The 23,438-nt window shown below is 48.2% G+C and carries 24 protein-coding genes and 1 riboswitch; of the genes, 7 read left to right on the plus strand and 17 right to left on the minus strand.

Features of this window, described 5'->3' with window-relative positions:
* Nucleotide 1 precedes the first annotated feature (1 nt).
* Complete coding sequence (locus ACINK7_RS11980) at nt 2–661, minus strand: protein-L-isoaspartate(D-aspartate) O-methyltransferase (protein WP_341328939.1); 660 nt, start codon at nt 659–661, stop codon at nt 2–4.
* 16 nt (nt 662–677) lie between these two features.
* Entirely contained in the window at nt 678–1,418 is a 741-nt protein-coding gene (gene surE / locus ACINK7_RS11985; RefSeq protein ID WP_404355414.1) for a 5'/3'-nucleotidase SurE, read from the minus strand.
* Between the two features lie 74 nt (nt 1,419–1,492).
* Between surE and ACINK7_RS11990 the strand changes: the two genes are divergently transcribed.
* Nucleotides 1,493–2,059: a Smr/MutS family protein gene (locus tag ACINK7_RS11990; RefSeq protein ID WP_404355416.1), complete on the plus strand. Its 567-nt coding sequence runs from the start codon at nt 1,493–1,495 to the stop codon at nt 2,057–2,059.
* Here the strand turns inward: ACINK7_RS11990 and ACINK7_RS11995 are convergent.
* Both ACINK7_RS11995 and truD read right to left on the minus strand, forming a co-directional pair.
* Nucleotides 2,018–2,812 carry an undecaprenyl-diphosphate phosphatase gene (locus ACINK7_RS11995; RefSeq protein WP_404355417.1) on the minus strand — a complete coding sequence of 265 codons (795 nt, stop codon included), beginning with the start codon at nt 2,810–2,812 and terminating at the stop codon, nt 2,018–2,020. The genes ACINK7_RS11990 and ACINK7_RS11995 overlap by 42 nt on opposite strands.
* A 3-nt stretch (nt 2,813–2,815) precedes the next feature.
* Entirely contained in the window at nt 2,816–3,838 is a 1,023-nt protein-coding gene (gene truD, locus ACINK7_RS12000) for a tRNA pseudouridine(13) synthase TruD (protein ID WP_404355419.1), read from the minus strand.
* A gap of 330 nt (nt 3,839–4,168) precedes the next feature.
* Between truD and ACINK7_RS12005 the strand changes: the two genes are divergently transcribed.
* On the plus strand, nt 4,169–4,393 hold the full coding sequence (locus ACINK7_RS12005) for a hypothetical protein (RefSeq protein ID WP_404355421.1): 225 nt from the start codon (nt 4,169–4,171) through the stop codon (nt 4,391–4,393).
* Between the two features lie 186 nt (nt 4,394–4,579).
* Here the strand turns inward: ACINK7_RS12005 and ispF are convergent, their stop codons facing one another.
* From ispF to tilS, 7 genes are all read right to left on the minus strand, one after another.
* Entirely contained in the window at nt 4,580–5,053 is a 474-nt protein-coding gene (gene ispF, locus ACINK7_RS12010; protein ID WP_404355423.1) for a 2-C-methyl-D-erythritol 2,4-cyclodiphosphate synthase, read from the minus strand.
* Nucleotides 5,054–5,066: 13 nt separating this feature from the next.
* Complete coding sequence (ispD, locus tag ACINK7_RS12015) at nt 5,067–5,762, minus strand: 2-C-methyl-D-erythritol 4-phosphate cytidylyltransferase (protein ID WP_404355425.1); 696 nt, start codon at nt 5,760–5,762, stop codon at nt 5,067–5,069.
* A 273-nt stretch (nt 5,763–6,035) separates the two neighbouring features.
* Nucleotides 6,036–6,314, minus strand: a complete 279-nt coding sequence (gene ftsB / locus ACINK7_RS12020) for a cell division protein FtsB (protein ID WP_404355427.1) — start codon at nt 6,312–6,314, stop codon at nt 6,036–6,038.
* A 54-nt stretch (nt 6,315–6,368) separates the two neighbouring features.
* Nucleotides 6,369–7,649 (minus strand): phosphopyruvate hydratase, encoded by a 1,281-nt coding sequence (gene eno / locus ACINK7_RS12025; RefSeq protein WP_404355429.1) that lies wholly within the window; start codon nt 7,647–7,649, stop codon nt 6,369–6,371.
* A 9-nt stretch (nt 7,650–7,658) separates the two neighbouring features.
* A complete protein-coding gene (gene kdsA / locus ACINK7_RS12030; protein WP_341325350.1) occupies nt 7,659–8,492 on the minus strand; it encodes a 3-deoxy-8-phosphooctulonate synthase in 834 nt (277 codons plus the stop codon).
* On the minus strand, nt 8,489–10,123 hold the full coding sequence (locus ACINK7_RS12035) for a CTP synthase (protein WP_404355431.1): 1,635 nt from the start codon (nt 10,121–10,123) through the stop codon (nt 8,489–8,491). Before ACINK7_RS12035 ends, kdsA begins: the two co-directional genes overlap by 4 nt.
* 61 nt (nt 10,124–10,184) lie before the next feature.
* Nucleotides 10,185–11,546, minus strand: coding sequence for a tRNA lysidine(34) synthetase TilS (gene tilS, locus ACINK7_RS12040; protein WP_404355433.1), 1,362 nt, complete (start codon nt 11,544–11,546; stop codon nt 10,185–10,187).
* Nucleotides 11,547–12,495: 949 nt separating this feature from the next.
* A riboswitch (cyclic di-GMP riboswitch) is annotated at nt 12,496–12,577 on the plus strand.
* Between the two features lie 143 nt (nt 12,578–12,720).
* Here tilS and ACINK7_RS12045 point away from each other — a divergent pair.
* Together ACINK7_RS12045 and ACINK7_RS12050 are read left to right on the plus strand one after the other, a co-directional pair.
* On the plus strand, nt 12,721–13,398 hold the full coding sequence (locus tag ACINK7_RS12045; protein WP_404355434.1) for a VPLPA-CTERM sorting domain-containing protein: 678 nt from the start codon (nt 12,721–12,723) through the stop codon (nt 13,396–13,398).
* 365 nt (nt 13,399–13,763) lie between these two features.
* A complete protein-coding gene (locus ACINK7_RS12050) occupies nt 13,764–13,988 on the plus strand; it encodes a hypothetical protein (protein ID WP_404355436.1) in 225 nt (74 codons plus the stop codon).
* 195 nt (nt 13,989–14,183) lie between these two features.
* On the opposite strand, the gene ACINK7_RS12055 is transcribed toward ACINK7_RS12050, so the two are convergent.
* Nucleotides 14,184–15,044, minus strand: a complete 861-nt coding sequence (locus ACINK7_RS12055; protein WP_404355437.1) for a radical SAM protein — start codon at nt 15,042–15,044, stop codon at nt 14,184–14,186.
* An 80-nt stretch (nt 15,045–15,124) separates the two neighbouring features.
* Between ACINK7_RS12055 and fae the strand changes: the two genes are divergently transcribed.
* Complete coding sequence (gene fae, locus ACINK7_RS12060; RefSeq protein WP_341325355.1) at nt 15,125–15,673, plus strand: formaldehyde-activating enzyme; 549 nt, start codon at nt 15,125–15,127, stop codon at nt 15,671–15,673.
* Between the two features lie 98 nt (nt 15,674–15,771).
* Here fae and ACINK7_RS12065 read toward each other — a convergent pair whose 3' ends face one another.
* The 5 genes from ACINK7_RS12065 to ACINK7_RS12085 form a co-directional block, all read right to left on the minus strand.
* Nucleotides 15,772–16,578: a response regulator gene (locus tag ACINK7_RS12065; RefSeq protein WP_404355439.1), complete on the minus strand. Its 807-nt coding sequence runs from the start codon at nt 16,576–16,578 to the stop codon at nt 15,772–15,774.
* Between the two features lie 107 nt (nt 16,579–16,685).
* Nucleotides 16,686–17,216: a c-type cytochrome gene (locus ACINK7_RS12070; RefSeq protein WP_404355441.1), complete on the minus strand. Its 531-nt coding sequence runs from the start codon at nt 17,214–17,216 to the stop codon at nt 16,686–16,688.
* Entirely contained in the window at nt 17,203–18,492 is a 1,290-nt protein-coding gene (gene soxC, locus ACINK7_RS12075; protein WP_404355443.1) for a sulfite dehydrogenase, read from the minus strand. Before soxC ends, ACINK7_RS12070 begins: the two co-directional genes overlap by 14 nt.
* The gene (locus tag ACINK7_RS12080; protein ID WP_404355445.1) at nt 18,485–18,928 is read right to left on the minus strand and encodes a DUF6691 family protein; all 444 of its coding nucleotides are present in this window, start codon (nt 18,926–18,928) and stop codon (nt 18,485–18,487) included. Before ACINK7_RS12080 ends, soxC begins: the two co-directional genes overlap by 8 nt.
* A complete protein-coding gene (locus ACINK7_RS12085; RefSeq protein ID WP_404355446.1) occupies nt 18,925–19,422 on the minus strand; it encodes a YeeE/YedE family protein in 498 nt (165 codons plus the stop codon). Before ACINK7_RS12085 ends, ACINK7_RS12080 begins: the two co-directional genes overlap by 4 nt.
* Nucleotides 19,423–19,770: 348 nt before the next feature.
* On the opposite strand from ACINK7_RS12085, the gene ACINK7_RS12090 reads away from it, so the two are divergent.
* Both ACINK7_RS12090 and bioA read left to right on the plus strand, forming a co-directional pair.
* Nucleotides 19,771–21,252: a DegQ family serine endoprotease gene (locus tag ACINK7_RS12090; protein WP_404355448.1), complete on the plus strand. Its 1,482-nt coding sequence runs from the start codon at nt 19,771–19,773 to the stop codon at nt 21,250–21,252.
* A gap of 459 nt (nt 21,253–21,711) precedes the next feature.
* Complete coding sequence (gene bioA / locus ACINK7_RS12095) at nt 21,712–22,989, plus strand: adenosylmethionine--8-amino-7-oxononanoate transaminase (RefSeq protein ID WP_404355449.1); 1,278 nt, start codon at nt 21,712–21,714, stop codon at nt 22,987–22,989.
* Nucleotides 22,990–23,438: the final 449 nt, after the last annotated feature.

The following is a 23,438-nucleotide window of genomic DNA, read 5'->3' on the forward strand; positions in this document are numbered from 1 at the left end:
CTTATTCCCTGCCCGACAAAAACGGCACGAAATTGACCGACTCCAGGATTTCGACTTCGAATCCTGATGCGTTTCGCGTAACCCGTTGTAGCTCCTGTCCGCCGGCATGACCGATCGGAATCACCATCACGCCGCCGACAGCCAGTTGCCGCAGAAGCATTTCGGGAATTTCTGGCGGAGCCGCCGTTACCAAAATCCCATCGTAAGGAGCATGTTCCGGCCATCCCCAGCCACCATCACTGTGCAAATAGCTGATGTTTTTATGTTTCAAACTCCATACCAAATTTTTGGCTTTCTTCTGCAACGGCTGAATCCGTTCGACTGTATAAACATAATCAACCAATTGAGACAACACCGCCGTCTGATAACCGCAACCGGTACCGATTTCCAGGACCTTGGCAAGCGGGCCTGATGCCAGAAGCAATTCGGTCATTTTAGCGACAATATAAGGCTGCGATATCGTCTGGTTATAACCGATCGGCAAAGCAGTATCTTCGTAGGCTCGACTAGCGAGTGCTTCATCGACGAACAAATGACGCGGCGTATTACGCATCGCATCGAGAATTTTATGATTGGTGATCCCCTGTTCCTTCAAACGCCCCACCATACGCTCCCGGGTTCGCATGGAAGTCATGCCTATTCCTTTCACATTAAGCATCATCATTATTATATTTCTCCTAAGGCAACCATTTTTCCAAAGCGCCTATACGCTCATAGCGTGTCAAATCAACCTGCAAGGGACTCACCGAAACATAACCCGTTTTAATTGCATAAAAATCGGTTCCGGGTCCCGCATCTTGCTCCAGTCCTGGCGGCCCTACCCAGTAAATAGGTCTTTCGCGAGGATCGACGCTTTTGACCACCGGTTCGGCCTTATGACGTTGCCCCAAGCGAGTCGACTGAAAGCCTTTAAGCTCGTTAAAAGGAATATCGGGTACATTGACATTCAAAATACTATCTTGAGGCAAAGGCTCTTCTATCAATCTTTGTAGTAATATAACCGCAACTTGCGCCGCCGTATCGAAATACCTAGGATTATTACCGACCAACGAAATCGCCACAGCCGGCAGGCCTAAAAACCGGCCTTCGGTCGCCGCCGCCACGGTGCCGGAATAGAGTACGTCATCGCCCAAATTGGAACCGTGATTGATTCCGGCAAATACCATATCAGGCTCTTGCGCCAACAAACCGGTGATCGCCAAATGAACGCAATCGGTCGGCGTGCCGTCTACTCTAATAAAACCGTTAGAGGCTTGGTAAGCTCTGAGCGGTCTTTCCAGAGTCAGTGAATTACTGGCCGCGCTGCGGTTTCGGTCCGGCGCCACAACCGAAATTTCGGCATGAGCGCTTAATGCATCAGCCAATGCATTCAGGCCTTCAGCCAGATAGCCGTCATCATTGCTCAACAAAATATGCATTTTAAGTCGCCTCGCGCGCAAATAGTTTATAAAATCCCTAATATTAACAACTTATCGTATTTAAATCAGCTAACGTGAGAAAAAAAAGCCTAACACAAGAAGATCGGGATCTGTTTCGCCAAGCAGTCGGAAAAGTCATATCGATAGACAGCGACAAACTGCACCTGAGCACCACACCTAAACCCAAACCCATACCCGCTAAACGTTCAGTTGATAATGCTCAATCGCTTGACGAATCAATATTGGTCACTGAATTGCTAAGTCTCGAGGATAGTCTGAGCTTTTTAGGCCCCGGTTTACAAAAAAATGTTTTGCGAAAAATGCGGAAAGGGCATTACGGACTCGACGCCGAAATCGACTTACACGGCCTGAGTAGCCATGAGGCAAAAAAGCAATTATTACGCTTTCTGCATAGCTGTGTGGAGGAAGGTTTCCGTTGCGTCTGTATCGTACATGGCAAGGGCTATCGCTCACCGGATAACCTACCGATTTTGAAAAACAGCCTCAATTTATGGCTTCGCCAACACCGGGATGTACAAGCCTTTTGTTCCGCACCGCACAGAGAAGGCGGCACGGGGGCGGTTTTTGTTCTGCTGCGTTTAACGGATAAATACGACGAACAAGACTATGCCGAGCGCTAAACGATACCAAACGAAAGGAATCATGCCGATCCGATTCAGCAATTTCAAAAACCAACCGATTGTTAAGTAAGCAACGACACAGGAAACCGCCGCCCCGATCGCCATAAAGTCCCACATGACTTCGATATCGGACTTGAACAATTCAAAAGCCTTTAGCATACCGGCCAATGCAATTACCGGAATCGACAGCAGAAACGAGAAACGAGCAGCTTGCTCGCGCTGTAAACCGGAAAACAAGCCGGCCGTGATCGTGATGCCCGCACGGGAAGTGCCGGGAATCAATGCGATCGCCTGAAACACGCCGACCAGCAAAGCATCGAATAAAGTCACGACAGTCCTACGCTCTTTAGCGAACTTTTCTGAACTCCACAGCAAGATCGCGAAAACGATGGTCGAACTCGCAATCACCAGAGGCGACCTCAATGACTCTTCAAGCGAGTGAGGCATCGATAAGCCCGCAAGGCCCACCGGAATCGTGCCCAACACCACATACCAGGCCAAACGGGAATCGTCTGAAGCTCCTTTGCCGGTGAACGAACCCAACCATGCCGTAATAATCGTCAATAAGTCCTTACGGTAATAGGCTACAACAGCCGTTAAGGTACCGACATGCACCGCGACATCGAATGCGAGCCCCTGATCCTCCCAACCCAAGATAACCGGCAATAAAATCAAATGCGCGGAACTCGAAATTGGCAAGAATTCAGTCAACCCCTGTAACAAAGCCAACGAGATGGCTTGAATGATATCCATGATTTAACTCTCTATTATTTCTCGAAGTAAAGCGGTCGCATAGCTACCCGCCGGTAAGGTGAATTTTAGTTGCAATCTGTCCTGCGAAATAAAACACCACTGTAAATCGGACACGCTCATTCTAAGCGCCCTGCGAGCGCTTTCCAGGCCGCAGTCGGACAAACCGCGACCTATAAAATCGAAACGTTCGATAACTGCGGATTCGATCGCCCGAGCCTCACCGGCTACTTCGGAAGCCCCCTGCCCGCAAAGCACAGCGCTCGGGTGAATTTCGCACGCGTCGACCCGTTTAGAAATGGATTGATCGATTTGGTCGACTTTAAAAAACCCTCGGGAGCCGTCAACAATGAAAACATCGCCATCGACCGGTTTATTCCAACTCTCTAGCCTGATTCTTTCAGCCAAAATATGATTAAACAAAAACGAACGTGCCGCCGATAGGTAAATACCGCGTTGTTCACGCTTAACCTTAGCGCCTTCGAATAGAGCCAGAGCTTTATTGACATTCTGCCCGAGATTTCCGAAGCGTTGCTCGCCGAAATAATTCGGCACACCGCAGGTCTTGATCCGACTCAACTGATCTTCAAGTCGCTTTTCGTCACCTTGCCAATCTCTAATCAATAGTTCGAAACGATTACCGGATAATATGCCGCGTTTCAATTTACGAGCATGACGTATTGACCGATGAACCGTAATCGTTTCCGATTCGAAATCGGACCATTGCGGCGCTTCCTTGCCCGGTAACCATACACTGAACCATTGCGTCGTAACGGCATGACGATCCTTCAAGCCGGCATATCCGATATCGCGCTGCCTAACGCCGGCAAAACGAGCCAGTTGTCTCGCCACAAACTCGGTATTTTCGCCTTTTTTCTCAATGAGCAGGAAAACATGCTCGCCTTCGCTTGAAGGTTCGAACGACAGCACTTCATTGACGATAAAGTCCTCGGGCTCGGTGCGGATCTTTCCGGTTCCGGATGGGCCTCCGTAAGCATAGGGCCACTGCGGTATTTCGATGTTTTTCAAGACTAGGAGGGATCCGTTGGTTTAACTATTGAGACTTGGATGATGTCGATCAGGCGGGTTCTTGCTGATGTATCCAAGGTAATTGCGGCAATTATCCGGCTTTGAGAAAATAATCTTTCATCCTAACGCTCATGAAGGCCCGGCAATCGCCCAGGCAAATGAAAGTGCGCGGCGTGGCGGAGGGTATGTTCACTCGCCCGACAGGACGCCGTGAATACGTCCATGTAGGCTCGACGGCGGAATCTGGTTGCCATGGATGGCAAAAATGCAGATTTTGCATTACGCCAAGGATGGCGTGTATTAGGGCACCAACAGTAGGCGCTTTAGGCGATGCAGGGCAGAAAAATGCTCCTGCATTTTCTGCATTCATTACATCCATGTAACTCAGCAATTGCCGAGGAGCAAAAATTTGCAAACGCCATGGATGGCGTGAATGCAGATTTTGCAGGAGCAAAAATCTGCCCTGGCGCAGACATCTGCCAATCAAGCAACCGCACCCTCTTCGGAACCGGTTTAACCATAAAGAACACGAAAGAATTTCAAGAAATCACCTAAATTTTCTTGCTAGCCTTTTGGGTGAGCGAAAGTTTTATACAAACGTATAGCAAGTTATTGAACAACCTTCTTATTCTTCATGATCTTCATGGTGAAATGCTTTTTCTAGGTTTAAGGTTTGCCCTACTACAAGTTTGAACAATGCCTGTAGAACGGGGTTACAAATCCGGCTCTATCAGCGTCGTTCTACCTTTCAATCAATACGGCCGCCTGGACGGCAATGCCTTCTCCGCGGCCTTCGAAGCCGAGCTTTTCAGTCGTAGTCGCCTTGACATTGATACAGTCGAGTTCGACCTTCAAATCTTCGGCTATATTACGGCACATTCCCTCGATATGTGGTGCCATTTTCGGCGCTTGGGCAATAATCGTAATATCGGCATTGACGAGAAAATAACCTTTATTTTGCACAATCTGATAAACATGGCGAAGCAATACGCGACTATCGGCTCCTTTGAAACTTGGATCAGTATCGGGAAAGTGCTTACCGATATCGCCTAACGCGGCCGCACCCAAAAGCGCATCAGACAAAGCATGCAGCACGACGTCTCCGTCCGAATGCGCGTCGAGACCTTTTTCATAAGGAATCTTCACGCCACCCAAAATAACGTCTCCACCTTCCTTGAAACGATGCACATCGTAACCTTGACCGACTCTGATCATTGTTGTTGCCTGCTCATTGTTGCTGTTCCAAATAAAATTGCGCTAAGGGTAAGTCTTCGGGTCGGGTAATCTTGATATTGTCTGGACGTCCTTCGACAATCTTGGGTTGAAAGCCGAGCAATTCGAGTGCACTCGCCTCATCGGTCACGGCCGGATTGCCGACCGACGCTTCAAGCGCCTGTTTCAACTTGCCGTAGCGAAACATCTGCGGCGTCAACGCGCGCCAAATATGCGTTCTATCCAGGGTTCCGACAATACTGCCGCCTTGGACGTTTTTTAGCGTATCATGCGACGATAGCGCCAAAATTCCGCCTATTTCGTCATCTTGCAATGAGTCAATCAGAAACCGAATATCGGCGGCGGTAATACAAGGTCTCGCTGCATCGTGAACCAATACCCAGTCTTGTTCAGATGCTGATCCGGATATCGCCTGTAACGCAGAAAGCACTGAATCCGAACGCTCCTTGCCGCCCGGTGCGGTCTGCACATGCTCATTTTTCGAAATCGCCAGTTCCGGCCAATACGGATCTTCGATAGAAATCGCAACCGAAATCGCAGTAAAAATTTCGGCTTGCAACAAACGTGTCAACGTATGCTCCAAGACGGTTTTGCCCACTAATTCGAGATATTGTTTGGGACGGTCGGCCTGCATGCGTTTGCCGACACCGGCAGCCGGAACTACCGCCCATATGGATCGGGTATTTGTCATCGATAAGGTAAAAATCTATGCTTGTCTATGGGATCCTACGGTGGACCGATCATCGTTTTGAATAACTGGTAACCATCATTATAGTATCTTGGCCTATGTGACCTCGATACCATTAACAGTCACTGGCAACCCGGGCTTCGAGATCGCGATCAAGGGATCGCTCCCACAGGCAGAATGTCGTAGACTGGGTTGAGCATCAGCGATACCCAGCCAGCCTTCCTTGCATTGTAAAGTCGGAGCTCACATTGCTGATCCCATTCCAGCCGATCTACCCTACTCCAGAACCTGAAAAAAAGTCTCGCCTTCCTTGATCATCCCTAATTCATAGCGGGCTCTTTCCTCGATCGCCTCTTGCCCTTTTCTCAAATCCAGAACTTCGCCGTAAAGGGCCGCATTGCGTTCCTTTTTTTCCTGAACTTGCATCGCGAGCTCACCCAATCGGCTTTGATATTGATTTATCTGAACAATGCCGCCGTCGCCGAACCAAAGGCGAAACTGCAAATGCACGATGATCGCAATCAGTACCGCGACGAAAATCTTGAAATTATTCATTGAACGGCCCATCCTGAATCAGGGCGGCGACAGTGCCGCCCCTTTTCAGACAAATCAGAGCATTTTGAATGCACTGCGACCCGCGTATTTCGCCTGAGAACCCAATTCGTCCTCGATCTTCATTAAACGATTGTATTTGGCAACACGATCGGAACGACTCAGAGATCCTGTTTTGATCTGACCGGTTCCAGTCGCGACGACTAGATCGGCAATCGTCGTATCTTCGGTTTCACCGGAACGATGCGAAACGACGGCGCTATAACCGGCGGCTTGCGCGGTATGAATCGCATCGAACGTTTCGGTCAAGGTACCGATTTGATTAACCTTGATCAAAATCGAATTGGCGATGCCTTTCTCGATGCCTTCTTTCAGAGTTTTAGGGTTAGTCACGAACAGATCGTCGCCGACCAATTGAATCATGCCGCCCAGCTTCTCGGTATGAATTTTCCAACCGGCCCAATCGTTTTGATCCAGGCCGTCTTCGATCGAGATGATCGGATATTTTTTGACCCATTCGACAAAGAAATCGGTCATTTCTTCCGACGTGAAGCTCCGGTTTTCCGCAGATAGCACATATTTGCCGCCTTTGTAGTATTCGGAGCTGGCCGCATCCATACCCAGATAGATGTCTTGCCCTGCTTTGTAACCTGCTTTTTCGATCGCTTCGAGGATGACTTCGATCGCTTCTTCGTTCGAAGACAGATTCGGAGCAAAACCGCCTTCGTCGCCGACCGTAGTTGCCAAACCTTTACCTTTTAGTACTTTCGCGAGGTTGTGGAATACTTCCGCGCCGTAACGAATCGCTTCACGGAAGTTCGGCGCGCCGACCGGCAGAATCATGAATTCTTGCAAATCGACGCTGTTGTCGGCGTGCGAACCGCCATTGATGATATTCATCATCGGCACCGGCATGATAAATTCGCCACTGGTGTTCATATAATTATACAAAGGCAGGCCCGCGTCTTTCGCTTCGGCATGAGCGGCCGCCATTGAAACCGACAGAATCGCGTTAGCGCCTAAACGGCCTTTGTTCTCGGTACCATCCAGTTCGATCATCTTTTGGTCGATAGCAGACTGATCGCCTGCGTCCATGCCAAGGATCGCGGAACGAATTTCAGTATTGACGTTATTAACTGCTTTCAACACGCCTTTACCTAAATAGCGCGATTTATCGCCGTCACGCAATTCGATTGCCTCACGTTCGCCTGTCGATGCACCGGAAGGCACCATGGCGCTACCGATGAAACCTGAAGACAGAACCACGTCGGTTTCAATCGTCGGGTTACCGCGTGAATCCAAAATTTCTCTTGCACGAATGTCTACTATTTCAGCCATTAGGGTTCCTTATAAAGTTGTTTCGATCAAACTGCTTGCTTTCACAGCCCGATCCAAGGTGATTAAAATTTCAAGTAATTCTTTGATGCGGTGCATAGGCCAAGAATTAGGGCCATCACTAAGCGCCTCGGCCGGATTCGGATGCGTTTCCATAAATAGCCCTGAAACGCCGACCGCTACTGCCGCTCTTGCCAGTACCGGAACGAATTCACGTTGCCCGCCGGAACAAGAACCTTGCCCGCCCGGCAATTGCACCGAATGCGTCGCATCGAACACGACCGGACAACCTGTATCTCGCATAACGGCCAGCGAGCGCATATCCGATACCAGGTTGTTATAGCCGAACGACACACCGCGTTCGCAAACCATGATCTGCTGATTGCCGGTCGCTTTGGCTTTGTTTGCGACATTGGCCATGTCCCAGGGCGCCAAGAACTGGCCTTTTTTAATATTGACCGGTATACCTAACTCGGCCACGCTTTGAATAAAATTAGTCTGCCTACATAAAAATGCCGGCGTCTGCACGACATCGACCACTTCGGCGACTTCTTTCAGCGGAGTGTCTTCATGAACGTCAGTCAATACCGGCACACCGATTTGCTGCTTGACCTTTTGCAGAATGGCCAACCCCCGCTCAAAACCGAGGCCTCGAAAACTTTCCAGCGAAGAACGATTCGCTTTATCGAAAGACGATTTATAGATGAACGGAATACCCAATTCAGCCGTGATTTCTTTCAGGAAACCCGCAGTTTCCATAGCCAGTTCCTCACTTTCGATCACGCAAGGGCCTGCGATCAAAAACAATGGCTTATCGAGCCCTACTTCAAAGTTGCATAATTTCATTTCTCGGTTTCCTTTTTATGAAGAGCAGCCGCGGCAACAAAACCGGAAAATAACGGATGGCCTTTACGCGGCGCCGAATTAAATTCCGGATGAAATTGGCAAGCCAAAAACCAGGGGTGCTCCGGAATTTCGATAACTTCGACCAAGCGCCCGTCGATCGATTTGCCTGAGAAGCGCATGCCGTTTTGCTCAAGCCTTTCAAAATATTTATTATTAAACTCGTAACGGTGCCGATGACGCTCTCTAATCACTTCCTTCTGATAAAGCTCGTAAGCTAACGAGCCAATTTGCAAACGGCATTTTTGCCCGCCCAAACGCATCGTGCCGCCTAAGTCGGAATTTGCACTTCGAACCTCCACTTGTCCTTCCGCATCCATCCATTCGGTAATTAAGCCTATTACCGGATGCGGGGAATCGGGTAGAAACTCGGTACTGTGCGCGCCCTCCAGATTGGCGACATTGCGAGCAAACTCGATAACCGCCACCTGCATGCCTAAACAAATTCCTAAATAAGGGATCTTATTTTCCCGAGCATACCTAACTGTCGCAATCTTACCTTCGACACCTCGCTCGCCAAAACCGCCGGGAACCAGAATCGCATCAACGGGCTTCAAAGCCGAAACACCTTCCTCCTCGATCATTTCCGAATCGATATATTCAATCTTTACCTTATTTCGGGTTTTAATGCCGGCATGAATCAATGCTTCATGCAATGATTTATAAGCATCGGAATGATCGACATATTTTCCGACGATCGCAATCGACACTTCATTGAGCGGATGAGTTAGACCCTCGATCACATTTTCCCATTCGGTCAAATCAGCTTTAGGGACATCCAAGCGAAGTTTTTCGACAACAATATCGTCCAACCCCTGCTCATGCAGCAGCAAAGGAATACGATAAATCGAATCGGCATCGATCGCGGAAATAACGGCTCTCTCAGCAACATTCGTAAACAACGCAATTTTACGACGTTCGATTGCCGGAATCGGTTGTTCGGAACGACAAATCAAGATATCCGGCTGAATTCCGATTGTCCTAAGTTCTTTAACAGAATGTTGGGTCGGTTTGGTTTTGATCTCACCGGCCGACTTGATATAGGGAACTAGCGTCAAGTGAATGAAAAGCGCGCGATCCCTACCCAATTCAACATACATTTGCCGGATCGCCTCCAGAAAAGGCAGCGATTCGATGTCGCCGACCGTGCCGCCAACTTCGATAATCGCGACATCCATGCCTATGGCACTGAGTTCGATTCGACGCTTGATTTCATCGGTAATATGCGGAATAACTTGAACGGTCGCGCCTAAATAATCGCCTTTGCGTTCTTTGCGCAATACATTTTCATAAATTTGACCGGTCGTGAAATTGTTCTTCTTGGTCATTGTGGTTTTAATAAACCGCTCGTAATGACCTAGGTCGAGATCGGTTTCAGCGCCATCCTCGGTGACGAATACCTCGCCATGTTGAAAAGGGCTCATCGTTCCGGGATCTACGTTGATATAAGGGTCCAGCTTTGTCATCGTCACTTTCAGCCCACGCGCTTCAAGAATGGCTGCCAACGACGATGCGGCAATGCCTTTACCCAACGAGGAAACGACACCACCGGTAATGAAAATAAATTTGGTCATGTAAGAAATAAAAAATTTCGGGAGACGGCTTTGAAATAGCCAAGATTAAAATTTATCTATTTTAATCGACTAAGACACATTCGTCATGGCCTTTCCGGTTTTTATTTTTTTGCGATCGAATTAGCCGAATACACCCTGGCTTGTTTTTGCAATAAAATTCGGAACCGATCCAAAGATCGGCAATTGCCGCCAAGCGCCCGTCTAAATAGATTAATGGAATATAAGGCCTTTCCCAAGGCGGAATCCCTGCGTCCTGATAAAGATTTTTCAAGCGATGCCGCCCTTCTCGATTCGGCAAAGCAATTTTTTCCCCGCCGCTACGAAACCTAACGTCGATATGCGACCTAAGCCAAATCGATTGATCAATTCCGGAGTGGTCATAAGCAATTTTCAGTTCCGTACCGTCAGGCAAGTCAAGAGGGGCATCGCTATTCGACCATACAACGACTTGTTCCGGTAAATTAACGGTTTGCTGCGGCACACAAAACAAGCTATTCCGGAAACGGCGTATCGTATGTTTTTGATTCGGCAACTGCGGATCGCCAAGCGGCGACTGAATCATGGACAAAATACGCAACACAAAGGCACGGGACGGCATTTTTAGCCCCAAACGCGCGAACCATTGCCGAACAATTAATGCTTGTTCCGTCACATCAAGCTTTACCAAAGCCGGTATCGATAGCGTTGCATCCTTTGTTTGATAGACCTGCTTGAATTGATCGCCAGCTAATTTACTCAACAGTTCAGAGGCTTCCGCGCAATGAACCGCTGAACGAGAGACTGTTTTATCAATGGACGGCCAACGTTGCTTGAGTAAAGGAACAATTTCATTGCGTAAAAAATTACGATCGAAGTCAATGCCTTGATTACTGGGATCTTCAATAAAATTGAAATCATGTTGCCGGGCGTATTGGTCGATTACTTGTTTTGGTGTATTCAATAAGGGCCTCAACAGCACTCCCTTGCCAAAGGCCATCATTTCAGGCATGCCCGAGAGCCCTTGCAAACCGGCGCCTCGAAACAATTGCAATAAAACGGTTTCCAATTGATCCTCTCGGTGCTGAGCCACCATCAAAACGTCGTTTTCCGAAAGCAAAGCCTTTAAGGCGTCATATCGCGCATTCCTGGCCGCTTCCTCGGGGCTTTCGCGCCCGGCGCTTCGCGCATCGACATGAATTTCGACAAAATCAACACCCAATTGCTTAGCAACCGACCGGCAATGACTTGGCCAAGCATCGCCTACCGCTTGCAAACCGTGATGTATATGAACCGCGGTAATTTTATTTTGTAGAGTAGATATCGAAGCACAAAGATGTAACAACACATGCGAATCTACACCGCCGCTATAGGCAATATAAACTTGTTGCGGCGATTTTAATTTTTGCAGGCCTAATTCAACGACTCGCGATTCTAGTTGACGCATTTAAGATACCAGTTATGAGCTAAAATTTAGGCGCAGGATCGACAACATTCTTGACACTTAACCATTGCCGATTTCCCCCCAGCGTTTCATACGCAAATGCCGAAATTAAATGCCTGACAGGTAAAATCACACAAAGAGCAGCGCGCCATTTCAATAACAAATTTTGTCAAGTTATTTTACAATTTCAGCCGCACTAAATCCTGATCCTCTTTTAGCCTAGGCCTTAACAACAATCTATTCGCTCCACCAACAAAACATCGAATTAAAAATGATATCTCAGCACGTTAAAATATGTAAAACCATCTTATCAATTAGTCATAGCTCATTTAAAAACAGTCACTTACAGACTATAAACTGCACTTAATTGTCAATATTTTTTACAAAAGAAAGATTTTTGCGATTAAAACAATGACCATACTGCTCACAACGTTTTGATTATAATAATTTTCTAATACTTGGTATAAGTATTGCTTCTTAGAGTAAAGGTCGTAGAAACTTTCATGATGAAACGATTCGGAGCCATTGTAGTAAAATTGAACACATATCGAGAAAAGAATTTAGCTTTTCTTAATGGAAATGTAATATTTTAGTAGTATCGTCAGTATCGTGAAGTAGATATTAGTTTTTTGTGAAAGTACAATGCCGGCTCCGAAGAGGATGCCGTTGCTCGATCGACAGGCGTCGGCGGCAGGGCAGATTTTTGCTCCTGCAAAATCTGCATTCATGCCATCCATGGCAATCAGTCGCCGCCGTCGAGCCTACATGGACGTATTCACGGCGTCCTGTCGGGCGAGTGACCACATCCTCCGCCACGCCTCGAACTTTCATTTGCCGGGGCGATGAAGGCTTCTTCATGATCGTTACTATTGAAATTGACTAAATCGAACTTTACGAAAAACGTTTTTGGCGGATTCTTTACGCGAATACGCCAAACACAGCAGAGAAATTTTTAAGAGAAAGCCTCACCCGTTGTGAAGCGGGGCCGGAAAGTTACGGATCTTTAATATTTTAAAGATGGCCGGACCACCTTAAATTGTTAGTGAGATTTTTAATGTCATGCATCTTTTTGTTGCAAACATTATTTCAAAGTCAATATTGCTCTTTGACTAATTTGGCCTAGCTTTTTCACCATGTAATTTTTTGACTTTACTCTTAATCACAAGGAGTTTTTTTCATGTTTAGAATAACCAAGTTTGTTTTAATATCATTTATTTATCTTTTTACGGGGAGTGCGCAAGCAAGCCTAGTCACCTTATTCGGCAATTCTGTTTCGTTTGAATTTGATAGTACGCTTACCGGTTTATTCGGTTCAGCTAATGTTTCAGGCGACACTTTATACTTTACCCCAACAGCATTCACCGCTACCGCCTTGAATACTGCCGGCGTCGACATGACCAACGATACCGTTAACATCAAAGTCCAAGCATTGAACCCACAACATCAAATAAATACCGTTTCAGTTATTGAAAAAGGCGATTATTTTAGTTTTGGCAATTCAACTCTTGTTGGAGTAGGCGGTCAAGTTCGCGCTTTCGATATTGAAAATCCATCCTTTGACACTACCGAAAGTATCGTTGCTAATGATGCATTTACTCAAACTGCGTTCTTGCAAACCAATAACTGGCAGGCAGATACCATTTTAGATACCACTTCTTTCAATAGCGGATATCTGAATATCACAATCCAAAATCTTCTAGGTGCTATAAGCACAACACTTGGAGAAGCGGCTTTCATTGAAAAAAAATATGTTGGCCTAAACGTCACAGCAGTCCCATTACCGGCAAGCATCTGGTTACTAGGTGCCGCTTTGGTTGGCCTTATTTCTTCTACAAAACGCAGACAAACAATCTAATTGCTCAAGCGTTAGCGGGAGCAAATTCGCTTCCGCTTTTCTTGAAACGACCCCTTCAAAATAAACCGCCTGCCATAACTCAATGCCGAACTGACCCTGTGTTGGATTAGGCGCCTCGTTAAGCTGAACGACCATCGGCAGCAAAAATACCTGCCATCGCAAAAAAAATCTCATACCTTTTAATCTAAGAAACGTGAAATAACGCTCGGACAAAACAACATAAAAGAGCTACTATTCGACGTAAAGCGAAGCAATAAAGAAGCATGCAATTGATTTTAAAAGACTAAAATTAGTTTATGTAATTCCATTAAGCGCTCATATTTCACAAGGGTTTGATTATGGACATTTCACCAACAAACAGCGTATTGAATCTTATCAACGGCGCACAGCACAAATCAGCCGAAGCGGCACACAAAATTGCCACATTACCGATAAAAAACGATGAAGTAGGCAGTTCTGAATTTGAGCCTCGAGACATTATTAAACCGGTACTCAGCTTAAAAGAAGCGGAATTTGAAACATCTGCAGCCGTCAAAATTCTCGAAACCGAGAAAAAAACGATAGGAAGTCTATTAGACATCAAGGCTTAAGCCCGACTTGAGAGCAAGAAACGGCTAAAAGCTGAGAGAGTAAGGCTTAGTATGCACCCTTCGTCCGTCCGCATTGCTGGACTTATGACGCACCATTTTTCCGACAACGCCCGATTTCCCACACATCCCTCACCCCGCACATTCACTGCTAACTGCTAACAATTTACCCCAAGCCATCAACCGGAAACAAGGCAGTTAACAATCCACCCGAACTTCAAAACCAAGCGATCTGATCTCGCCCGCAAAATGTCGCATGAGCTCCGGTGACAACGGCTTCATTTTAGCCGCTTCCGGCTGCATCGATGGGCGCGCAATTGTATAAAGCATAATTTTACCAATCGCCACACCATCGTTCTTGATTCTTTTTAAAAATTGCAAATACGCGTTTTTTTCCACGTCGGTCAATCCCTGCCCGGAATAATCGACTAGGCAAGTTTGAATTTTAGTCTGACAGATTGCGGCCGAAATCTTTAGATTTCTTAATGCCGACTCCATCGTTTGCGCTGCGTTATTAATAAAATTCCGCCCCGCATCAGTCGCGCTATCAAACTTGAACCAAACTTCCCCCCCATAGCGATGCAATGACCGAAGCCCGGTCTGAACCTTCGCCTGGTGCATTAAACTGCCGTTGCTAATCAAAACAAAACCGCTATTCGGTAGTACTCCCATTTCAGTGGCAACTCGGCCGATCAAATCGACCGCCTTATCGAAATCCTGAACGCTGGTCGGCTCGCCGTTTCCCGAAATTGCAATATCTTTGATTACTCGATTACGGGGGTCGACTTGAAACCGGTCAAAAAAATTGCCATGCAATACATCGCTCAAAAACTGCCTCAATTCTTTTTCCAATAATGAAAAATCGATCGGCGGCGCAGCACCCAACGTTAAATCGGGAACTTGGCAATAAAGACATCGCCAGTTGCAAGCATTGTTGATATTAAAATTGACACCGATCGACAACCCACCGGCGCGCCTTGAGAGAACGGGATAAATATAAGCTAATCCGGCTGAATCCCTACTATGATCGGTTATTGTTAATCGTGTTGAATTTGTCACAGCCTTAAGAATGAGAGTCAAATGTGCTATTCTAGTCGTTCAAAATCTTTCCCTGTAACATTTTTATTAAGGAGATCATTATGAGCGAAAGAATCATCATGCGTACCGGCGAATCACTCGTAGCAGGCGGACCTCCGGGAACTGCAGCCGAACCGGAAATCGTCATCGGCGAACTGGACGGACCGGTCGGTACGGCCCTCGCCACTCTGACAGGGGACCAAGTCAAAGGTCATAGCCGGGTTTTCGCAATTTTGAATACCGATATTCAAGTCCGCCCCGTCACTTTAATGGTCAGCAAGGTCACTGTTAACAATAGCCGCTACACCAATATATTAATGGGTACCGTTCAGGCCGCTATCGCTAATGGTGTACTTGATGCAGTTCGCGCGGGAGATATTCCGAAAGAAAAAGCGAACGATTTAGGAATCATCTGCTCGGTATGGCTCAACCCTAGTGTGGCGACCGACGATAATCTGGACCATCAAATACTGTTCGACATCCACCGCAAAGCCATGGCACAAGCCATCCATAAAGCCATGACCAATACCCCGGATATCGATTGGCTGTTGGAAAATCAAGATAAAATCACTCACAAATATTTCCAAATGGGCCTTGACGGAAAAATTTAAATGGTTCGAGGGTTGCCCCGACATCAGCTTTAAAAACTTGATTTTTAGTTTGGCGGTTTCAGTCGCGATATTCGCGACTGAAACCGCTACAAAATAAACTAGATTTCCTCTAACAATCGATAAACTAATTCCTTTATATTTTTCGGCTCAAACGGCTTATCACAAATCGCAGAAACTCCGGCCTGCTGAATTTTATTGAGCGTTGCTTGGTTCGACTCACTGGTGACCATTAATATCGGAATCGAGCTATTTTCCATATTGGCTCGTATCGCCTCGATCAATTCCTGGCCGTCCATTTCCGGCATATTGTAATCCGTTACGATCAAGTCGAAGGCATCCGGCGACTCGGCGAATATTGCCAATGCGTCCGTCCCGTCGTTTGCCAACGTTACGCGTTGTATCCCCATATTGTTGAGCACTTTGGTAATATGCTTACGTGCCGGCGCACTGTCGTCGACCAACAAAACCCTAACAGCCTCGATATCATAAGAATCCAATTCCAATTCCTCCGGATCGACAAACTCGACCGAAGCGCGTAATGCCCTTTTCAAATCGGCATGATCGAACGGTTTGGGTAAAATTGCCACAACGCCGGCTTGACGTATCGGCTCCAGCGCCACTCGACTAGTTTCGCTGGAAATTAGCATGCACTGCATATCCTGAAAGTCGTCCGATTCCTTAATTCGGGTAAATAACTCGGTCGCCGTGGTATCGGGTAAGTACATACTGCTAATCAGCAAGTCCGGTTGGTAATTGCTGATAGCCTCCAATGCCTCCTCGCCTGAAGAGACGCCATTAATATACTTGACGCCTTCTTCCTGCAAATGCTTCACAATGAGTTTCAATTGCGGAACTGAAGGCTCGATCAGGACAATGGCCAAGTCCGAAATAGTTAATTTATGCATGATTTAATCGATGAATTAGAAAAGCGAAAACGATCGTACTCAAAAATTAATTCGAACTGAAAATCCCAATCGCCGGCCATTACTTAAAATCAACGGCTCCGAGCTCCTTAATCGTCCCGCCGATAATTATCAATAAACCCGTCCCGATTCGGCATAACGACAGCCGGCAACGATCGTGCATTCATTTCGTCGTCGGGCCCAATAATACGATTGAGAAAAAGCAAATAGGCGGTTACCGCATAGACTTGATCATCGGTTAACGCCCCCGGATTCGATAACGGCATGGAGCGTCGCGTAAAATCGAAAAGAGTCGTCGCATACGGCCAATAAGTTCCGATCGTTTTATCCGGCGGATCGTCGATTAATGAATGTTCGGCGCCGGCCAGCTCCTCGGCGCTACCGCCACGTCCTTCCGGACCATGACAACCGATGCAATGCGCCCGGTAAACGACCTCACCTTCGCGAGCGCTACCTCGCCCTAACGGCAAACCCGCCCCATCGGGAAAAACATCTCTATTCCATTGTTTCAACATCGCCGGCGGCGCCTGAAGACCCAATCCGGGACCAATCAGCTCTTCGGCTACAACCATATTAGCCGAGCCAAGGCTAAAGCATAGCAGACTCTTAAAGATAGACATGACTAATCTCACCCGCTTCCGTAATGGCCCAACTCACAATGGCATTATAATGAAAATAACCATGCCGGCCGCGCTTTGCGATCAACTCGGAACGTTCCGGCTGAACCGCACCGGTTTCGTCGAACGCCCGACTTTTGAGCACGACGCCTTTACCCTTCCATCGCCAAGGAATCCGGAATCTCGTGAAACACTGCGGCAATATCGGCTCTTGTAATTCGGCCTCGGCCCAACTCTTACCGCCATCGGCGGATACTTCGACTTTCGCGATTTTACCGCGACCGCTCCACGCCAAACCGCTGATCTGGTACAAACCGTGCCGATCGAGTCGGTGCCCGAATGATGGATGGGTAATCACCGACTTCGGCTCCATCACGAAGCTAAATTGCCGCGCCTTACCCGAAGGCAACAATTCGGTGTATTTAGCGGTTTCGTTACGAGCCATGACGGGTTTAACCGCAAGGTGTAATCGCCTAAGCCACTTGACATTGAGCACCCCTTCCCACCCCGGAACCAACAGCCGTAATGGATACCCGTTCTCGGGCCTCAGTCGCTCGCCGTTTTGATATAAGGCCAGCAAACAATCATCGAGCGCTTTGTCGAGCGGTAGACTGATATTCATCATTGACGCATCGCCCCCTTCGGCAATGATCCATTTTGCACGGCCTTTAATGCCAGCCTCCTGAAGGACGACACTCAACGGCACGCCGGCCCATTCGCTGCATGAAGCCATGCCATGAAAATAGCCGACTTGAGTTTGTATCGGCTCACTCCGCCAACCGGCATTGCTATTGCCGCCGCATTCAATGAAACATAAACGGGATTGCATCGGATATTGCAATAAATTCGATACTGAAAACGTCAAAGGACGTTTGACTAAACCATGTATCAACAAGCGATGCCGCACAGGATCGATTGCCGGCACACCGTTGTGATGGCGCTCGAAATGTAAGCCGCTTGGCGTAACAATACCCTCGAGTTCATGCAACGGGGTCCACGATACGCCATTTCCCGGAGCATCGTCGTTGGCCATAATCCAACGAATCACCTTTTTTTCATAGTCGGATGGCAACCCGTAATTAGAAAAAGGCTTACCCGGTTGTTTCGTCCACGATTCACGCTCGAATCCGGCCTTTGCGGTCTGTGAATTTACCGCACCCCAAGTCGCGGCGGTAAAAATCAAACCTTGCTTTAAAAACAGACGCCGATCCAGCAAACCGTCACCCGCAGCTTCAAATTCGGTACTAGGCTGAACGGCATTTAACGATTGCTTAGGCATCGACCGTTACGGATTTCTTAAAACGTTTCCGGGTCCAAATACCTTGCGCGATAAACCCCAAATAAATCGATGCAACCATCACGAACGCTTCGGGGTTGGCCAACCCCAAGCCCGCAATAGCAGGCCCCGGACAATAACCGCTCATCCCCCAGCCGATACCAAAAATCATCGCCCCGAACAAAAGTGGTTTGTCCACGGACTTTTTCCGAGCGACATGAAATTCCTCTGCCCATATCGGTCTAGTACGTTTTAAGATAAAACGAAACGCAATGATGGAAACGGCTAAAGCCCCCATCATCACGAAGGCCAAACTTGGATCCCAGCGTCCTGTGACATCGAGAAAACCCAAAACCTTGTTCGGGTCGGTCATTTGCGATAACGATAAACCGAACCCGAACAACGTACCGCTCAATAAAGCCGCTAAACAATGCTTCATACCCCGACTCCCATAATATGCCTGATACAATAGACCGTGACGACACCGCTGATCATGAAAATCAAAGTTGCCATTATCGAACGCAACGATCCGTTGGCAATACCGCAAATACCATGACCGCTCGTGCATCCGCTACCCATGCGAGTACCGAAACCGACTAGAAAACCGCCCACAGCCAACAGCCCATAGGGATAGTCGGAACGCGGCGTGAAAAACCCGGGGTTGAACCAATTAAACAGTAAAGCGCCTAATACCAGCCCGATTAAAAAATTGAACCGCCAAAGCCACTCCGACTTCGAGGAATTGAGTAAACGATGCATGATGCCGCTAACCCCGGCCATGCGGCCATTTAGCCATAATAATAAGGTGGCCGCCAAACCGATCAATGTTCCGCCGAGAAAAGCCGAGAACGGTGTAAAATTTTCCACAAAGAATTCCTGAATAATTTTGAAATTTAAAAAATAACCCTTATATACACACGTAGGAAAGTGCATTTTATTGTTTTTTGAGAAAAGCCTTAAAAGCTACCCGCTAATATTAACGCTCGAGGATTCAGTCAACAAGGCAAAAACATATTAGCCAAAGAAACTTTCAACCCAAAAAGAACAGTTGGCATGTGTTGTAGACCGTTCGTACTGAGCCAGGTCGAAGCATGAACGGTCTACAACACTTTCACCGCATTGGTGAAGCCTCAAACTCCCCTTCACCATTCGACAGGGCTCTCCTGAGCGTATCCAGAGCTCAGGGCGAACGGTAGTTGAAGCTCTCAAATGCTCTTTTTAGGTTTAAACTTTTACAAATTTCCTTACGCGCCCTGAGCAACAGACAAGAAGGTTAAATTTATGAATAAAAAATATTTTTTACCGTTACTACTGTTAATTATCACGCTGTCCCCTCTCTCATTCGCGCAAACGGGCGGTATCGAAAATCTTAGGCAAACCAGTAAAGCGTTTGCGTCGGTCGCGCGGCAAACCTCTCCTTCGGTTGTCTTTATCCAAGTGGAAAGTTCCCGTGAAGGCGTCGCGCAAGCACCCTTTACAACGCCATTCGGCGACGAATGGCCTTTCGGCGATGATTTTTTCCGGCATTTTTTTGGCGATGAATTTCCAGGAACGCCAAGACGCCCGGGGCCGCCCCCTGCACCACAACAACGGCCGCCCGCGATAGGACAAGGTTCCGGCTTCGTTTTCGCGTCGAAGCGAGGCTTATTAAGCGAAACCTCCTATATCATCACGAACAATCATGTCGTTGCGAATGCCGACAAAATTCGCGTGACATTCCAAGATGGGCGGGAATTCGATGCCAAGATTACCGGCACCGATCCTAAATCGGATATCGCCGTCATTGAAATCAAAGCCGGAAACTTGCCGGCCTTGCCGCTGGGCGACTCAACAAAACTGGAAGTCGGCGAATGGGTCGTGGCCATCGGCAATCCGTTCGGTTTGAGCCATACGTTGACCGTCGGGGTCGTAAGCGCCAAGGGCAGAACCAGCCTAGGCATCAGCGATTATGAAGACTTCATTCAAACCGATGCCGCGATCAATCCGGGTAATTCCGGTGGTCCGCTCGTCAACTTGGAAGGTGAAGCAGTCGGCATCAATACCGCGATTTTCAGCCGGAGCGGCGGTCACATGGGCGTTGGCTTCGCTATCCCGATCAATCTGGCAAAATCGATCGCCGACCAATTGATAGAACGAGGCGAAGTCACGCGCGGCTATTTAGGCGTCGTGATTCAGCCGTTGACGCCGGATTTGGCCGAATCCTTCAATTTAAAAACCCATCAAGGCATTTTAATCGCACAGGTCACCGATGATTCGCCAGCGGCGAAGGCAGGCCTCAAAGCCGGCGACATCGTGACCCAATACCAAGGCAGACCGGTCAACGATATCGGCGATTTCAGAAACCGTGTCGCGCTAACACCACCCGGCAAAAGCGCCAAAATCGCGATCTTGCGCGATGGAAAATCGCGCACAATCGACATAAAAATCGAAAAACTCGGCGATCAACAAATTGCAGCAGCACAAGCGCCCGCCCAAAGCACCGAAGAATTAGGCTTGACCGTGCAGACCGTGACCCGAGATTTAGCACGGCAATTCAATGCAACCCTCGGCCAAGGCGTCATCGTCACCGAAGTCAATCCGGGCTCGATTGCTGCAATGGCCGGCATACGCCCCGGCACTGTAATCCTGGAAGTCGACCGCAAACCGGTCAATTCCGCCAACGAATTCAATCGCGCCGTCAATCAAAGCAAGGATAATAAGCGGGTCTTGTTACTGACCAGCGATCGCGGCATGTCCCGCTATGTCGTCTTGCAATGGCGCTAAACGCATTCGTGTACTTCGCGGCCCAATTGCTTTTCTACTCCCTTTATAGTCAAAAATTAGATAACTTTATGAAGGTATGGGGTGTGGCTAGCGAGGATGTCGGCAGCAAGGCAGATTTTTGCTCCTCGGCAACTGCTCCTGCGTTGCTCTACCTCCTGCATCCTTGCAGTCGTCGGCAATTGCTGAGTTACATGGATGTAATGAATGCAGAAAATGCAGGAGCATTTTTCTGCCCTGCATCGCCTAAAGCGCCTACTGTTGGTGCCCTAATACACGCCATCCGTAGCGTAAATGCAAAATCTGCATTCACGCCATCCTTGGCGTTCGATTGCTGCCGTCAAGCCCCCATGGATGGGTTCACGGCGGTCCTCGATAGACACATCCCATACCTTTTATTCTTAGACGGTTTTTCAATCAAAAGAGAGTAGGTTTAATGATTTTCCAAACTCATTCAATTAAATGACTCAACAAGATACACGACTGCAACTCGACCGCGATCATATCTGGCATCCCTACACATCAATGACTGCACCCACGCCGGTTTATCATGTCGCCAGTGCTTCCGGCGTCATGCTTAAACTGGCCGACGGCCGAGAATTGATCGACGGGATGTCGTCTTGGTGGTCGGCAATACACGGTTATAATCACCCCAAACTCAATCAAGCCGCCACGGATCAGCTTCACTCGATGGCCCATGTGATGTTCGGCGGCATTACGCATACGCCGGCAATCGAATTGGTCGAGCGCCTATTGAAAATCACACCCGAGGGCTTGAACTCGGTGTTTTTGAGCGACTCCGGCTCGGTCAGCGTCGAAGTCGCATTGAAGATGGCCATTCAATATTGGCAAGCGCTCGGCAAACCCGAAAAAAACCGATTCGTGGCGCTTCGGGGTGGTTATCACGGCGATACCTTCGGTGCGATGTCGGTCTGCGACCCGGTTACCGGCATGCATCATTTGTTCAACCCCGTATTGCCTCAACACTATTTCGCGCAGCGGCCCGCTTGCCGTTTCGGCGAATCTTGGGACCCGTCCGATATCGACCCGTTGGAAGCCATTTTATCGAAGCACGGCGACTCCTGCGCGGCGGTCATTCTCGAACCGATCGTACAAGGCGCGGGCGGCATGTGGTTTTATCATCCCGACTATCTGAAATCGGTAAGCGCCTTATGCAAAAAACATGACGTATTGCTGATCGCCGATGAAATCGCGACCGGCTTCGGCCGTACCGGTAAACTGTTCGCCTGCGAACATGCCGGCATTTCGCCCGATATTTTATGCCTCGGCAAAGCCTTGACCGGCGGATATTTGACGCTGGCCGCTACATTAACGACCGACAAAGTTGCCGGAGCGATTTCGGATGGACCGGCCGGCTGTTTCATGCACGGCCCGACATTCATGGGCAATCCGCTGGCCTGCAGCATCGCATCGGCAAGCATCGACTTATTATTCGAGTCGAATTGGCAAAGCCGGGTCGCGGCCATAGAGGCCGGACTCAAAAAGGGCTTGGAACCCTGCTGCAACCTGGCTAGCGTTAACGATGTCAGAGTGCTCGGCGCTATTGGTGTCGTCGAAATGAAAGACCCTGTGTGCCTATCCGAGATTCAAGACCGTCTGGTTAAACACGGCGTTTGGCTGAGGCCGTTCGGGCGCTTAATTTATACGATGCCGCCTTATATAATCGACGAACGCCAATTACAAAAATTGACTACGGCAATTTTTCAAACCTTACAGTAACGTTCATGAAAGCCTGGCCATCGCCCCGGCAAATGAAAGTTCTCTGGGTGGTGGAGGGTGCGGTCACTCGCCCGACAGGACGCCGTGAACCCAGCACCTAAATTATCCAAGATAGTTAACCATAGCCAATGGGCTATGGAATTTAGGTGCTGGGTGAATACGTCCGTGTAGGCTCGACGGCGGCGACTGATTGCCATGGATGGCATGAATGCAGATTTTGCAGGAGCAAAAATCTGCCCTGCCGCCGACGCCTGCCGGTCGAGCAACCGCACCCTCTTGGAGCCGGCATTTTCTCCGCTGAGCTTCGTATATCGAAAAATTAGCTAAGGTGTCCGAATCTACGAACTTTCACAGTAACGTTCATGAAAGCCTAGCCATCGCCCCGGCAAATGAAAGTGCCTTCTGCGGGACGGGGTTGCAAACCCATAGTCATCAGACTAAGCGCAGAT

Source organism: Methylotuvimicrobium sp. KM1 (genome assembly GCF_044788715.1).
Classification (GTDB): Bacteria; Pseudomonadota; Gammaproteobacteria; order Methylococcales; family Methylomonadaceae; genus Methylotuvimicrobium.